Source organism: Streptomyces sp. NPDC007872, assembly GCF_042868165.1.
GTDB lineage: Bacteria > Actinomycetota > Actinomycetes > Streptomycetales > Streptomycetaceae > Streptomyces.
This window is the reverse complement of the sequence record NZ_JBIAEA010000001.1, coordinates 688,317-700,395: the sequence shown is the minus strand read 5'-3', so window position 1 is coordinate 700,395 and position 12,079 is coordinate 688,317. Positions and strand designations below refer to the sequence as shown.

The 12,079-nt window shown below is 73.0% G+C and carries 12 protein-coding genes and 2 pseudogenes; 8 read left to right on the top strand and 6 right to left on the bottom strand.

Annotated features, from left to right (window positions below):
- Window positions 1-448: 448 nt before the first annotated feature.
- Window positions 449-799 carry a hypothetical protein gene (locus tag ACFYNX_RS02785; RefSeq protein WP_388656938.1) on the bottom strand — a complete coding sequence of 117 codons (351 nt, stop codon included), beginning with the start codon at window positions 797-799 and terminating at the stop codon, window positions 449-451.
- Window positions 800-1,225: 426 nt separating this feature from the next.
- Here ACFYNX_RS02785 and ACFYNX_RS02780 point away from each other — a divergent pair.
- Window positions 1,226-1,935, top strand: a pseudogene (locus tag ACFYNX_RS02780) (transposase); the annotation flags it as partial.
- 143 nt (window positions 1,936-2,078) lie between these two features.
- On the opposite strand, the gene ACFYNX_RS02775 reads toward ACFYNX_RS02780, so the two are convergent.
- Window positions 2,079-2,696, bottom strand: coding sequence for a thioredoxin domain-containing protein (locus ACFYNX_RS02775; protein ID WP_388656935.1), 618 nt, complete (start codon window positions 2,694-2,696; stop codon window positions 2,079-2,081).
- A 329-nt stretch (window positions 2,697-3,025) separates the two neighbouring features.
- Between ACFYNX_RS02775 and ACFYNX_RS02770 the strand changes: the two genes are divergently transcribed.
- The 3 genes from ACFYNX_RS02770 to ACFYNX_RS02760 all read left to right on the top strand — a co-directional run bounded on the left by ACFYNX_RS02770 (window position 3,026) and on the right by ACFYNX_RS02760 (window position 4,782).
- The gene (locus ACFYNX_RS02770; protein WP_388656932.1) at window positions 3,026-3,775 is read left to right on the top strand and encodes a hypothetical protein; all 750 of its coding nucleotides are present in this window, start codon (window positions 3,026-3,028) and stop codon (window positions 3,773-3,775) included.
- A 314-nt stretch (window positions 3,776-4,089) separates the two neighbouring features.
- Window positions 4,090-4,470 carry a hypothetical protein gene (locus tag ACFYNX_RS02765; RefSeq protein WP_388656929.1) on the top strand — a complete coding sequence of 127 codons (381 nt, stop codon included), beginning with the start codon at window positions 4,090-4,092 and terminating at the stop codon, window positions 4,468-4,470.
- 36 nt (window positions 4,471-4,506) lie between these two features.
- Window positions 4,507-4,782 (top strand): hypothetical protein, encoded by a 276-nt coding sequence (locus tag ACFYNX_RS02760; RefSeq protein WP_388656926.1) that lies wholly within the window; start codon window positions 4,507-4,509, stop codon window positions 4,780-4,782.
- A gap of 50 nt (window positions 4,783-4,832) precedes the next feature.
- Here the strand turns inward: ACFYNX_RS02760 and ACFYNX_RS02755 are convergent, their stop codons facing one another.
- Window positions 4,833-5,516, bottom strand: a complete 684-nt coding sequence (locus tag ACFYNX_RS02755) for a hemerythrin domain-containing protein (RefSeq protein ID WP_388656922.1) — start codon at window positions 5,514-5,516, stop codon at window positions 4,833-4,835.
- Window positions 5,517-5,600: 84 nt separating this feature from the next.
- Here ACFYNX_RS02755 and ACFYNX_RS02750 point away from each other — a divergent pair, with 84 nt between their 5' ends.
- Together ACFYNX_RS02750 and ACFYNX_RS02745 are read left to right on the top strand one after the other, a co-directional pair.
- Window positions 5,601-6,047 (top strand): MarR family winged helix-turn-helix transcriptional regulator, encoded by a 447-nt coding sequence (locus ACFYNX_RS02750; protein ID WP_388656919.1) that lies wholly within the window; start codon window positions 5,601-5,603, stop codon window positions 6,045-6,047.
- 154 nt (window positions 6,048-6,201) lie between these two features.
- A pseudogene (locus ACFYNX_RS02745) lies at window positions 6,202-7,429 on the top strand (PP2C family protein-serine/threonine phosphatase).
- 35 nt (window positions 7,430-7,464) lie between these two features.
- Here the strand turns inward: ACFYNX_RS02745 and ACFYNX_RS02740 are convergent.
- Window positions 7,465-8,121 carry a maleylpyruvate isomerase N-terminal domain-containing protein gene (locus tag ACFYNX_RS02740; protein WP_388656916.1) on the bottom strand — a complete coding sequence of 219 codons (657 nt, stop codon included), beginning with the start codon at window positions 8,119-8,121 and terminating at the stop codon, window positions 7,465-7,467.
- 177 nt (window positions 8,122-8,298) lie between these two features.
- Here ACFYNX_RS02740 and ACFYNX_RS02735 point away from each other — a divergent pair, with 177 nt between their 5' ends.
- Together ACFYNX_RS02735 and ACFYNX_RS02730 are read left to right on the top strand one after the other, a co-directional pair.
- A complete protein-coding gene (locus ACFYNX_RS02735; RefSeq protein WP_388656913.1) occupies window positions 8,299-9,126 on the top strand; it encodes an SDR family NAD(P)-dependent oxidoreductase in 828 nt (275 codons plus the stop codon).
- 30 nt (window positions 9,127-9,156) lie between these two features.
- The gene (locus tag ACFYNX_RS02730; RefSeq protein ID WP_388656910.1) at window positions 9,157-10,272 is read left to right on the top strand and encodes an acetate/propionate family kinase; all 1,116 of its coding nucleotides are present in this window, start codon (window positions 9,157-9,159) and stop codon (window positions 10,270-10,272) included.
- Between the two features lie 99 nt (window positions 10,273-10,371).
- Here ACFYNX_RS02730 and ACFYNX_RS02725 read toward each other — a convergent pair whose 3' ends face one another.
- Window positions 10,372-10,626, bottom strand: a complete 255-nt coding sequence (locus ACFYNX_RS02725) for a LapA family protein (protein WP_365549357.1) — start codon at window positions 10,624-10,626, stop codon at window positions 10,372-10,374.
- Window positions 10,627-10,692: 66 nt separating this feature from the next.
- On the bottom strand, window positions 10,693-12,000 hold the full coding sequence (locus tag ACFYNX_RS02720) for an ROK family protein (RefSeq protein WP_388656907.1): 1,308 nt from the start codon (window positions 11,998-12,000) through the stop codon (window positions 10,693-10,695).
- Window positions 12,001-12,079: the final 79 nt, after the last annotated feature.

The following is a 12,079-nucleotide window of genomic DNA, read 5'->3' as shown; positions in this document are numbered from 1 at the left end:
TTCCTGTGGTGCTGCCCCCGGTCTCCACCCCCCACCCCCCCACCCCCCCCCCCCCCCAAAACGACCTCTAAGAGCCGGCACTTGGGCAGCGAGAAGAAGAGACACCACTGTGGATACGGAAGCGATTCCGGATCTGGAGCGCATGTCCCTCCTGTCTACATTCTGAATGTGAGCAACCTGTGAGGGTTGCGTGGTCGCGGTGGTCGTATCTGGTATATGCCAGTGGCATGAACCTCTGGTGTTTCCGTGGGATCCAGGCAGTTGACTCGACACGATGGGACCGTGCTCTGGAGGAACCGGCCTGTCGCACAGCCCGGCTCGACGGTTCCTGTTCACCCCGTTGTGGCGAACGTCGTCGCACGGTCACGAGACGGGGACGGCCCCGTCCACCACGATGACGGGCGGGGCCGTTTTGCTGCTCCAGCTCCAGGACCTGCTCTGGGGCGGGTCAGTCGCGGGGGCTGCACATGCGGGTCATCGCGTCGGTCATCTCCTGGGCGACGGTGGGGGAGTAGCCGCGGGTGCGGTAGGTCTGGGTGAGGACGTCGGGGCCGTACTGGAGGAGGATCTCGGCGTCCTCGCGGGTCTTGCCGAGCGCCCAGTGGACCAGGAGCGCCCAGGGCGTGCCGTCACTGACTGCCTGCGCGAGGCGGGCGTCGACGAGCGTCCGGGTGTCGGCGGGCGTGCCGGTGGGGTCGAGGTCCTCGGCGAGGTCGAGCCAGCGCTGCACGTCCGCTTCGGGGAGCGCGGCGAGGTAGGGGCCGAGGCCGTGGAGTGCCGGCGGCTGGTGCGTGGTCAACGGGTTCTCCTCGCGTTCGTGGTGCGGGTGGTGCAGCCCCGGGGCAGCGGCCGTGTCCGCCGCCGCCCCGGGGTATGGGGGTGGGTTACTGCTCGTCGGGGTCGCCGGGGGGCCGGTCCTCTTCTCCGGAGCCGGGACCTCCGAGCCCGGCGGCGAAGGCGCGGAGCTGGGACGGGAGCGCTGCCGTCGCCTCGTGGAGGGAGGCAGCGGCATAGTCGGCGGCTACCCGTTCGGGGCTGGTGTAGCCGGTGCGTTCTCCGGTTTCGTAGAGCTCGACGAGGGCCTGGCTTGATCTTTGACGTGCATCGTCGAACGGTGCGTCGTACTTGATCGCTCGGTCCGGTAATCGCCCTACGTGGAAGCGGCCTTCGTCTGAACACGTGCTCCGACCAAGGAACGCGCATGTCCAGCACGAAGGCCGTGAGGATGGGCCTGCTGCATCACGATGCGCGGCGAGAGCCGTTGGCCGAACTGTCACGCTTCCGGGGCGAGTCCTACTCCTGCCTCACCGCTCGTTCGGATGCCCTGTTCGAGCTGGCGGACGCGGTGTTGCGCGGGGACGGGACGGTGAGGTCGCCGGCCGAGCTGTCGCTGGTGGGCGAACACCCCGCGGGCACGGCGGGCTCTATGCCGCGCCGACCCGAGGCCAGGTCGACGCGGGCCGAATGCGACAGGCCCTGGCTTCGGTGCCTCTGCCACGAGCCGCTGACGGCCGGCTGGTCCTGGCCGTCGACGTCACCTGCCGGCTGCGGCCCGACGCTCACACCTCACCCCAGCGGATTCTGTGTCGTACCTACGGCCGTGGCAAGGAACAGCACATTCCCGTTCCCGGCTGGCCCTACTCGATCGTCTGTGCGCTCGAGCCCGGCCGCAGCTCGTGGACCGCGCCGCTGGACGTATTGCGGTCCCGCCCCTGGAGACGACACCGCAACCGCCACCGCCTGACAGTTGCGCGAACTGGTCGAGCGGCTGATCGTCGCAGGTCAGTGGGAGAGTGGAGATCCGGACGTTCTCGTCATCGCGGACGCCGGATACGACGCACCCCGCCTCGCCTTCCTGCTGAAGGATCTGCCAAGGATCTGCCGGTGCAGGCGCTGGCCCGGATGCGGCGCTCTCCGCGCAGACGGAGGCGGGCCGGCCGAAGGTCGGCGTCGTGACAGTCCCTGCCACGTCCTCTCCGGCGGCCGTGCCGGCTCCCTTTCGCCGCGCGAGGAGGCGGACCGGCCCCCTTCCGCCGAACGGGTGCTCCGGGCGGCAACGGCCCCCGGTCGCCCTCGCCTCACCCCCAGCGTTCGGACAGTTGGGCGGAGAACGCCTCCGGGGTCACCGCGTAGCCGCCCGGGCCCAGTACCGCGATCGGGGCGCCGTCGGCGAGTACGGTCGGTGTCGACTCGACGCCGTCGCGCTCGAAGGCGGCGGAGACGGTGCGTGCCCAGGGCAGGTAGACGCCCCCGGACACCTTGCTCGTGAACGCCCCGGTGGCCAGGCCCGGCACCTCCCCGGCCAGCTTCAGCAGCGTCTTCTCGTCGGCGAAGCCGTCCTCCTCCTCGGGCGGCTGTTCGGCGTAGAGGAGCCTCAGGTAGAGCGCGAACGGCTCGCTCCCCTCGTCGAGCGCCGCCCCCAGCGCGGCCAGGGCGTGCAGCGACCCGCTGCCGCCGGCGTCGTCGTCGAGGAAGGTCGCGAAGTGGTACTCGACCCGGAAGCGCCCGGCGTCGGCCGCTTCCCGGATCACCGTGCCCAGGCCGTTCTCCATCCGCTTGCAGTACGGGCAGCGAGGGTCCAGGTACACGCCGAGCACGTGCGCGGCGCTCTCGTCGCCGTAGCGCACGACGGTGTTGCCGGGGCCCGAGGTGTGCGCGGGGACGGGCGTCGCCCCGCCGGGGGTGTCAGAGGTCATGCGGCCAGACTGCGCCCGCCGCGCCGCCCGCGCAAAAGGAGCGCCCCCGGCGTGGAGGCGCGTGACGGCTGCCGTACGGGTTACACGCAGGGACCGTGGGCGGGGGTCAAGGGCCTTGGAGTGAGGGGAGGTTGGCGGGGTGAGAGGGCGGCCTGTGTATGCGAGCTCGGACACGGTCCTGGATGCCGGCCCGGACAGGGACCCGGCCCGTGTGGCCGGAAACGATGTCCTGATTATTGACGTTCTTTTTTGAAAAGACGGGTACTCGGAGCCGCACACAATCGAACCGGATGAAGCGGAATTCGTTGTTCCGCAGGGAAGGGGACGTCATGGCCGTACGCATCCTGAGGAAGCACACCGTTCTCGCCGCAGCAATGGTCTGCGCGGGTGCCACCGCTCTCGTCGGCTGCGGGGACGGCGACTCGGACGAGGCCTTCGCCGGGAAGAGCGCCGACGCCATCGCGGCCGAGGCCGTGAAGGCGACCCGTGACGCCGACTCCGTCCGGATCACCGGCACTTCACGGGCACAGGGCGCGCCCGCGGCCGTGAAGACGGAGTTCCAGGTCGACGAGAAGGACAACTGTCTCGGCACGATGTCGATGAACGACGCGAAGGCGGATGTCCGGCAGGCCGGCCAGAACCTCTACGTCCGGGGCAACGAGCGGTTCTGGCAGAACGCCCTGCAGGGCCGGCCCGGCACGGACACCGCGATCGACCGGCTCCAGGACAAGTGGGTCAAGAGCGGGCCCGGCGACAAGTCCACCCAGGGCATGTGCGACAAGCAGGCCCTCCTGGCCGCCATGGACAGCGACAAGTCCGAGCGCGACGGCATGCGGCGCGGTGCCACCACCGAGGTGGACGGCAAGGACGCCCTGACGCTCACCAAGCAGCAGGCCGACGGCGAGAAGCTGACCCTGTACGTCGCCACCGAGGGCGAGCCCTACATCCTCAAGGCCGTCTCCGAGGGCGGCAAGCAGCCCGGCGAGACGCTGTTCAGCGACTACAACGAGAAGGTCGAGGTGGAGCAGCCGCCGGCCGGCGAGGTGGTCGACCCCAAGACCGTCACCGCGAACGGCTGACCGCGACTCTGCACCGGAGGCCGTACGGGGGCGTGGGGACCTGACGGATGTCGTTCGGGACCTTCGTGCGCGGTCGCGGCGGCACCGTACCGTCCCCCGTTCGGCCGTTCCCGGACCGAGTCGAGGTATGAGGACGAGAAAAACAGCGCACCGCCTGGTGGTGTGTTCCGCGCTGTTCGCGCTGGTCGCCGTGACACCCGTACCGGCTCAAGCGGTGGAGTCCCGGCCGGTGCCCGTCACGTCGAGCGACAAGTACGCGCTCAAGTCCGTGGGCGCGGGCGGACTCCGTCGGCTCCTGGCAGAAGTTCCAGCTCGTGTACCTGGGCGAGGAGAACGCGAGCGACGCCGGGGGCCGTCCCGCGCCCGCCTCTCCCGCTCCGTCGGCCGACTTCCGCGTGATGACGTGGAACGTCTGCGCGAACCACAACTCCGACTGCGGGAACCACCGGGTGGAAGGCCCCGCCCTGGGTGCCCGGATCACCGACCGGATGGGTACCGCGGCGGAGACGCGGCAGTACCGTGCCGTGTTCCTCCAGGAGATGTGCGAGTCGCAGGCCAAGACCATCGGGACGTGGCTGGAGGGAAAGACGGGAACCGGCTGTGCGGTGCCGGACGAGAACCTCTGGTACACGTCGTACGACCTGCCGTCGCCGCAGAACAGGGCCATCGGAACCGACTGGGTCCGCATGGAGTAGCGGACCGCGATCTGCGCCGTCCTTCCGTCCCAGGCAATGCAGTTCTGCACGGCCCACTTCAGCGCCGGGCTGCCGACGGACGACGCGGACGGCTCGAAGCGCAGGGAACAGGCCGCGAAACTCCAGGAGATCGTCCACTCGTACACCCGGCCCGGCTGCCGGACCGTCTACGGCGGTGATCTCAACTCCGTCCCGCCGGGCTCCGCCTCGACGGACGTTCCCGAGGACGTCATGACGTCGGCCTACGCGGCGGACGAGGAGTGCGACGAGGGCCTGTCGGCCGCACGGCCGCGTGACCGCCGGTGGCCTTGACGGCGGCCTTCCGAACACCCGGCGCCGATCCGGTGCGCCGGGTCCGGCCCTCAGCCGTGGAGCGCCCAGGTCTCCGGTAGGCCGAGGTCGGCGTAGAGGTGGCGACGCTGGTCGGGGGTGAGGGTGGTGGTGACGGCGGCCAGGGTGCGGTGCTCCTCGCCCGGTGTCGCCCCGACGGCGCCGCGGACGATCGCGGTGCGCGTCGGGGGCGGCAGGGCGGGCAGCATGGCGCGGAGGTCCGCCAGGGTCTCGTCGGCGGTGCGGGAGGCCTGGAAGGCGGCGAAGACGGCTTCCAGCTCGTCCTCGGTGGTGTGCTCCCACAGGGCCGGCATCGCGACGGTCTCCTCGGCGTGCAGGTGGACGAGGTAGGCGGAGACCATCTCGTTGAGGGCCAGGTACAGCTCGTGCCGGGCTTCCGGCAGGCCGTCGGCGGGAGTGGCGGGCAGGTCGCGGGCGCGTGCGTCGAGCGCGACGAAGGCGGCGTCGAGGCGGACGTGTTCGGCGTCCAGAGCGTCGGCGGCGGCCGGGGCGCGCTCCCGCAGCAGGGGGTGGATGAAGGTGTCCTCGTGGTCGGCGTGCCGGCGGAGTTCCCCGGTCAGGGCGAGGCAGCGTTCGGCGTGCGCCGTGAGGGCGCCGGGCTCGTCGAGGTCGGCGGCTCCGAGGTCGGCGGCCAGCGCGAACATGCGGGCGCGCTGTCCCATGTGAACATTCCGGTAGAGGTCGGTCCTGGGCATGTCGTGTCCTGGGGGATCGAGAACGGACGAGATGACAACATGTTGCGCTTAGGGCAATGTGTTGTCAAGAGAGGGGAGTGCGTGATGCCCGACCAGGCGGCTCTGCTGATCGCCGACGTCTACGAGGCGGCCGGCGCGCTGCGGCGGCTGGGTGAGGAGACCGCCGGCGCGGAAGGACTCACCCAGGCACGGTGGCAGGTGCTGAGCGTCGTGTCCGAGGAGCCGCTCACGGCCCCCCAGGCCGCGCGGCGCCTGGGCGTCAGCCGACAGAACGTCCAGCGCGTCGCCCATGACCTCGTGGCGCTCGGGCTGGCCGATCTCGCGGTGAACCCGGACCACCGGTCCTCGCCCCTGCTGACTCCGACGCCCGCCGGCAAGGACGCGCTGGCCCGCGTGACCGCACGGGCCGAGGAACGGCACCGCTCCCTCTTCGCGGACCTCCCCGACGAGGAGATCCGCGCCACGCGCGCCTCCCTCCGCCGCCTCCTGGCCGCCCTGGACGAGCAGGAGGGGACGTCGGGCCGCCGTTAGGGAACGTCTTGCCGGCGTCCGCCGATCGTGGGCGAGCGAGGCGGGAGCGGCGCTCTCCCGCCGGGCGCCGCGCTCCCCGGGTTGCGGGAACCGCCCCGGGGCGCTCCGCTCGTCCCTGCGGGGCGCATGTGCGCGCGAGCGCTGGGAGGCGGCGATGGAGGACGAGCGGATCGGGCTCGCCGAGGTGCTGGCCGCGGCGGAGGACGCCGCGCCGGTGGCCTCGCTCGCCGTGGTGGCGCGCAACCTGCGCGACCGGTTCGGCGCCCGGTACGTGTCGTTCCTGTTCCTCGACATCGTCGGCCGGAAGGTGGTGCGGGCCACCGAGGAGACCGGGACCCGGCAGGGTCACCGAGGAGACCGGGACCCGGCAGGGGCGCCGGGCCGACCGGGTCCCGCTGGCCGGCAGCGTCTACGAGGAGGTCCTGCGCACCCAGAAGTTGATCCGGGTCGGGGACGGGGGCGACGGGCAGCGGGTCCTCGCCCCGGTCACCAACCGGGGCGACGTCATCGGCATCCTGGAGCTGTTCGTGCCCGAGGCCACCGACGGAGTCCTGGAGCAGGTCGAGGAGGCCGCGCACGCGCTGGCGTACATCGTCGTCACCGACCGCCGCTTCACCGATCTGTACCACTGGGGCCAGCGCACCACCCCCGTGAGCCTGGCCGCCGAGATCCAACGCCGGCTCCTGCCCTCGGCCCCCTCCATGGAGGCGGCCGAGTTCGCCCTCGTCTGCGCCCTGGTCCCCGCCGACAGCGTCGCCGGCGACACCTACGACCACGCCCTGGACCAGGACACGCTGCACCTGTCGGTCACCGACGCCATGGGCCACGACGTCGAGGCCGCCCTGATGGCCACCCTCCTGGTCAACGCCTCCCGCGGCGCCCGCCGCGCCGGAGCCGACCTGGCCGAGCAGGCACTCCGGACCCACCGGGCCATGCTCGACCACGGTCGGCGCACCTTCGCCACCGGCCAGCTCCTGCGCATCGCCCTGGACGGCAGCGGCGCCCGCCTCGTCAACGCCGGACACCTGTGGCCCCTGCGCCTGCGCGACGGCCGGGTCGGGGAGGTCCCCCTGGCCGTCGACCCACCTTTCGGCATCGCCGCGCGGTCTCCCCACCGGGTGCAGGAGTTCGATCTGAGGCCCGGTGACCGCCTCGTGCTCTGCACCGACGGCGCGCAGGAGCGCCGGACCGAGTCGGTGGACCTGCCCGGCCTGATCCGCGACACCGCCGCCGAGCGCCCCCGCGAGGTCGTCCGGGCCCTGGCCGCCGCGGTCGCCGACGCCGCCGGCGGCCACCTCCAGGACGACGCCACCATCGTCTGCCTGGACTGGTACGGCCCCCGCGCCGGAGGACGGCACGCCCACGCCGGCGCGGACGCGTAGGAGCACCGCCTTCGCGCCGGAGGCCGCCGCGGCCGTCAGCCCAGAGAGAGCGGGATCCGTACGCCGGCCCCGGACAGGGCGGTGCTCTCCGCGGCGCTCGGCGCGCGACGGCCGGTTCCCACGAGCAGCGCGTCCGTGTCGGACAGGGCGGCGGGGAACGGCGTCCCGGCGATCCGCTCCAGAAGTGCGCGCGCGGCCGCCAGACCCTCCTCGGGCGGTCGGGGCGCCCGGGGCAGGCGCGCGACCAGGTCCAGGTGGTGCAGCGTCCACTCCAGGACGTAGGCGGAGAGGTAGTCGGCGACCGTGAGCACCTCGCCGCGGGTACTGACCCGCCCGCCGGGGTCGGCGAGCGCGGCCGCGCGTCCGGCGGCGGAGCCGACGTCGTCGAGGTGGAAGGCCAGCAGTCCCGGATCCCCGTAGGCCGCGGCGAGCCGTACGGTCAGCGCGTCCAGCGGATCGTCGCCGGTCGGCGGCGTGTCGGAGACCTCCCAGTACGTCGCGGCGTCGCGCGTCGGAGGAGAGTCGGCGGGCGTCGCGAGGGTGATCAGGACGTCCTGGGCGTCGATGACGAGGTGGCACACCAGGTCGCGCACGAGCCAGTCGGCGCAGCCCGAGGGCCGGGCGAAGTCCTCGTCGGCGAGACCGGCGACGGCCGCGCGCAGCGCGGTCCACGAACGTGAGAAGTCGTCCACGCCCCGCAGGCTACCCGCGCCCGCCCGCCCGCCCGCCCGTAGGAGTGAACGGCCGCCGCGAGCGGGCCATCAGGTGCCGGGAAACGGGAACAGGCGTCGTACGGCTGCGCCGGGCGCCGGGCGGCCGGTGCCCGCCGCAGCCGTGCCCTCCGGCACCCGAACCGAAAGCGATCGCACATGAGCGACACCAGGCCCCTCGCCCTCGTCACCGGCGCCTCCAGCGGCATCGGCTTCGAGCTGGCCAAGCAGTTGGCCGAACGCGGTTACGACCTCGTCGTCAACGCCGAGGACGACGCGCGGCTCCAGCGGGCGGCCCAGCAGGTCCGAGCGGCCGGAGTCCGGGTGGAGGTGGTCCGGGCCGACCTGCGCGACCCCGAGCAGACCGAGCGCCTCTTCGCGGCGGCCACCGGCCTCGGCCGTCCGCTCGACGTCGTCGTCCTGAACGCCGGCGTCGGGCAGGGCGGGGCGTTCGTCGACACCGACCTGGCGGACGAGCTGGAGATCGTCGACCTCAACGTCCGCTCCACCGTCCACCTGGCCAGACTGACCCTCCGTGACATGGCCGCCCGCGGCCGGGGCCGTGTCCTCGTCACCTCGTCCATCGCCTCGACGATGCCGGGCTCCTTCCAGGCCGTGTACAACGCCTCGAAGTCCTTCCTGCAGTCCTTCACCGAGGCCCTGCAGAACGAGCTCGAGGACACGGCCGTCACCCTGACCTCCCTGATGCCCGGTCCGACCGAGACCGACTTCTTCCACCGCGCCGACATGGACGACACCAAGGTCGGGCAGCAGGACAAGGACGATCCCGCCCAGGTCGCGCGGCAGGGCCTGGACGCCCTCTTCGCCGGCAAGGACAGGATCGTCGCGGGCTCGGTCAAGACCAAGGCGCAGGCCGCCGCCGCCAAGGTGCTGCCCGACAGCCTGAAGGCGGAGGCCCACCGGAAGACGGCCGAACCCGGCTCCGGCGACGAGAAGGACGAGAAGGACGAGAAGGACGAGAAGTAGGGGCGAGCGGCCCGGACCGAGGAGGAAGACGTGTCCCCACAGGAGAACGGCCCGGTCCTGGTGGCCGACGCCGGATCGTCGAGCCTGCGCCTGACCGTGTTCGGCGGCGGTGGCGAGGTCCTCGCCGAGCACCACGACGACACCCCGCCGGGGAAGGGTGCCCCGGACGCCCTGCGGCGCCTCCTCGACGAGGCGCCCGCCCCGGTGGCCGTCGGCCACCGCATCGTCCACGGCGGGCCGGAGCTGCGCGGCCACACCCCGGTCGACGACGAGGTCCGCGCGCGTCTGGACCGGGTGGCCGACCTCGCGCCGCTGCACGTCCCGCCGGCCCTGACGGTCCTGGACGCGGCACGGGACCTGCTGCCCGACGTCCCGCACGTCGCCTGCTTCGACACCGTCTTCCACGCCGGCCTGCCCGCCGCCGCACGGGAGTACGCGGTGCCGGAGGAGTGGCGCGAGGGGTACGGGCTGCGCCGCTACGGCTTCCACGGCCTGTCCTACGCCTGGGCCCTCGACCGGGCCGCCGAACTCCTCGGCCGCCCCGCCGACCGGCTCCGGTTGGTGATCGCGCACCTCGGCGGCGGCTGTTCCGTCTGCGCCGTGCGGGAGGGGCGCAGCGTCGACACGACCATGGGGTTCACCCCGCTGGAGGGTCTGGTGATGAGCCACCGCAGCGGCAGCGTGGACCCCGGCGCCCTGACGTGGCTCCAGACCCGGCACGGCCTGACGGCCGACGCCGTCGAGGACGCGCTGAACCACGAGTCCGGTCTGCTCGGCCTCTCCGGGACCTCGGACGACACGCGCGACCTCGTCCGCGCCCGGGCGGCGGGGGACGAGCGGGCCGCGCTCGCCCTGGACGTCTTCGCCCACCACTGCCGCCGCGGCATCGCGGCGACGGCCGCGTCCCTGGACCGGCTCGACGCCCTGGTCTTCACCGGCGAGATCGGCGAGGACCAGCCCGAGGTGCGCGAGGAGGTGTGCGCCCGGTTGTCCGTGCTCGGCCTCTCCGGCGGCCTGCGGCCGCTCGTCGCCGAACGCCCCGAGATCGTCAGCGAGCCCGGCGCACGGGTCCCGGTCCTCGTCGTGCCCACCGGGGAGGCCCGGCAGGTCGACCGCGAGACCCGGGCCCTTCTGGCGCGTCGCTGAGACCGCGGGGCCCGGGCGCTCCTGGTGCGTCGCCGAGACCGCCAGGCCCCGGCCTTCCCGGCCCGTCGCCGAGGGGGAACGGCGGGCGCGGGGCAGGCGTCAGCGCCGGGCGCGGCGGCGGGCGACGATCAGGCCCAGGGCGATCCCGGCGAGCAGGGTGACCGCCAGGACGGTCCACAGGGGGAGCGTGACCTCGGGGACCCACAGGCGGACGGTAACGGAGCCGGTGTTGGCGGCGATGAACCAGACGGCCAGGGCCGCGAGCAGCACGAAGCCGAGGGTGCGCAGCCGGACGTCCCGCCCCTTGACCGTCACGCTCGACGGCGGGTGCTCTTTCGCCGTTCTCTCTGCCATGCGATCAGTATCGGGCGGTTCGTCCGGTCGGGCCATCCGGGCGCGGCGGGGACGCCGCCGCCGGTCTCAGGAGGACACGCGGTCCCGCAGGGCGGTCTGCCAGGCGGGGGAGGGCGGGGTGGGTTCGGTCTCGGGGCGGCGGCCGCCCTGCGCGAAGAAGTCCACCAGGGGCAGGAGGGCCGCGCCGACCGTGACGGCCTCGGGGCCGAGGGTGCCCAGGCCGATGCCGGTGCGGCTGGCCGGATACCTGAGGGCGTACTCCCGGGCGTAACCGGTCACGGTCTCCAGGAAGCGGGCACCGAGCTGGAGGCCGGCCCAGCCGCCGACGAGGATGCGTTCGGGCTGGAAGAGGTTGATCAGGTCGGCGAATCCGGCGCCGAGGAACTCGGCGGTCTCCTCCAGGACGGCGAGCGCGGTGGCGTCCGGGGGAGTGCCGGCTCCGGCGGGGTAGGCGGCGGAGAGCATCGCCGTCAGGGCCGTCTCCTCGTCCGCGCCCTCCGGGGGCCGCCCGCCCGCCTCGCGCCAGCGCTCCAGGAGCGCTTCCGCGCCCGCGTACGCCTCCAGGCACCCCTGCGAGCCGCACCGGCAGCGGCGACCCCGTACCCGTACCGTCAAGTGCCCCCATTCGAGGGCCCGTCCGGGTCCCATCGGATCGGTGACGACGCAGGCGCCGACGCCGGAGCCGAAGAGGACCACGACGGCGCTGCGGGCGCCGCGCCCGGCGCCGAACCACATCTCGGCCTGGCCGAGGGTCTTGGCGCCGTTGTCGATCCAGTACGGCACCGAGGCGGGCAGCTCCACGTGCTCGCGCAGCAGCCGCTCCAGCGGGACGGCGTCCCAGCCGACCGTCTGGCCGTGCACGACCGCGCCGTCCTCCGGGGTGCGGGCCACGATGCCGGGCACGCCGACGCCGACGCCGAGCAGGCGCTCGGCGGGCACCTCCGCGGTCCGCAGCACCTCCGCGATCCCCTCCCGCAGGTGCGCCACGACGAGGTCGACGTCGTAGCGCGCGGTGCGCGGCCCCGAGCTGGCCAACGGGCGTTCGGTGCGGGCGAGTTCGGTGAGGGCGAGGTCGAACAACTCGATCCTTATCCGGGTCTCGCCGATGTCGACGCCGATCATGAAGCCGCTGCCGGGCGTGATGCGCACGAGGGTACGGGGGCGCCCGCCGGCCGAGTCGACGCTGCCCGCCTCCTCGACCAGGCCCTCCGCGACGAGTTCGGCGACCACGTTGCTGACCGAGCCGGAGCTCAGCCCGGTGGCGGGGCCCAGCGTGAGCCGGCTCATCGGTCCGTCGAAGTACAGCCTGCGCAGAACGGCGGTGCGGTTCTCGCGCCGCAGGTCACGCACCGTGCGGCCACTTCTCGCGTGCACTCTGGTCCCCGTCTCTCATGTCGTTCGTTTCAACATACCCGCAGTACAAGCCTTGACGCGACCTTCTCATGGGGTTTAA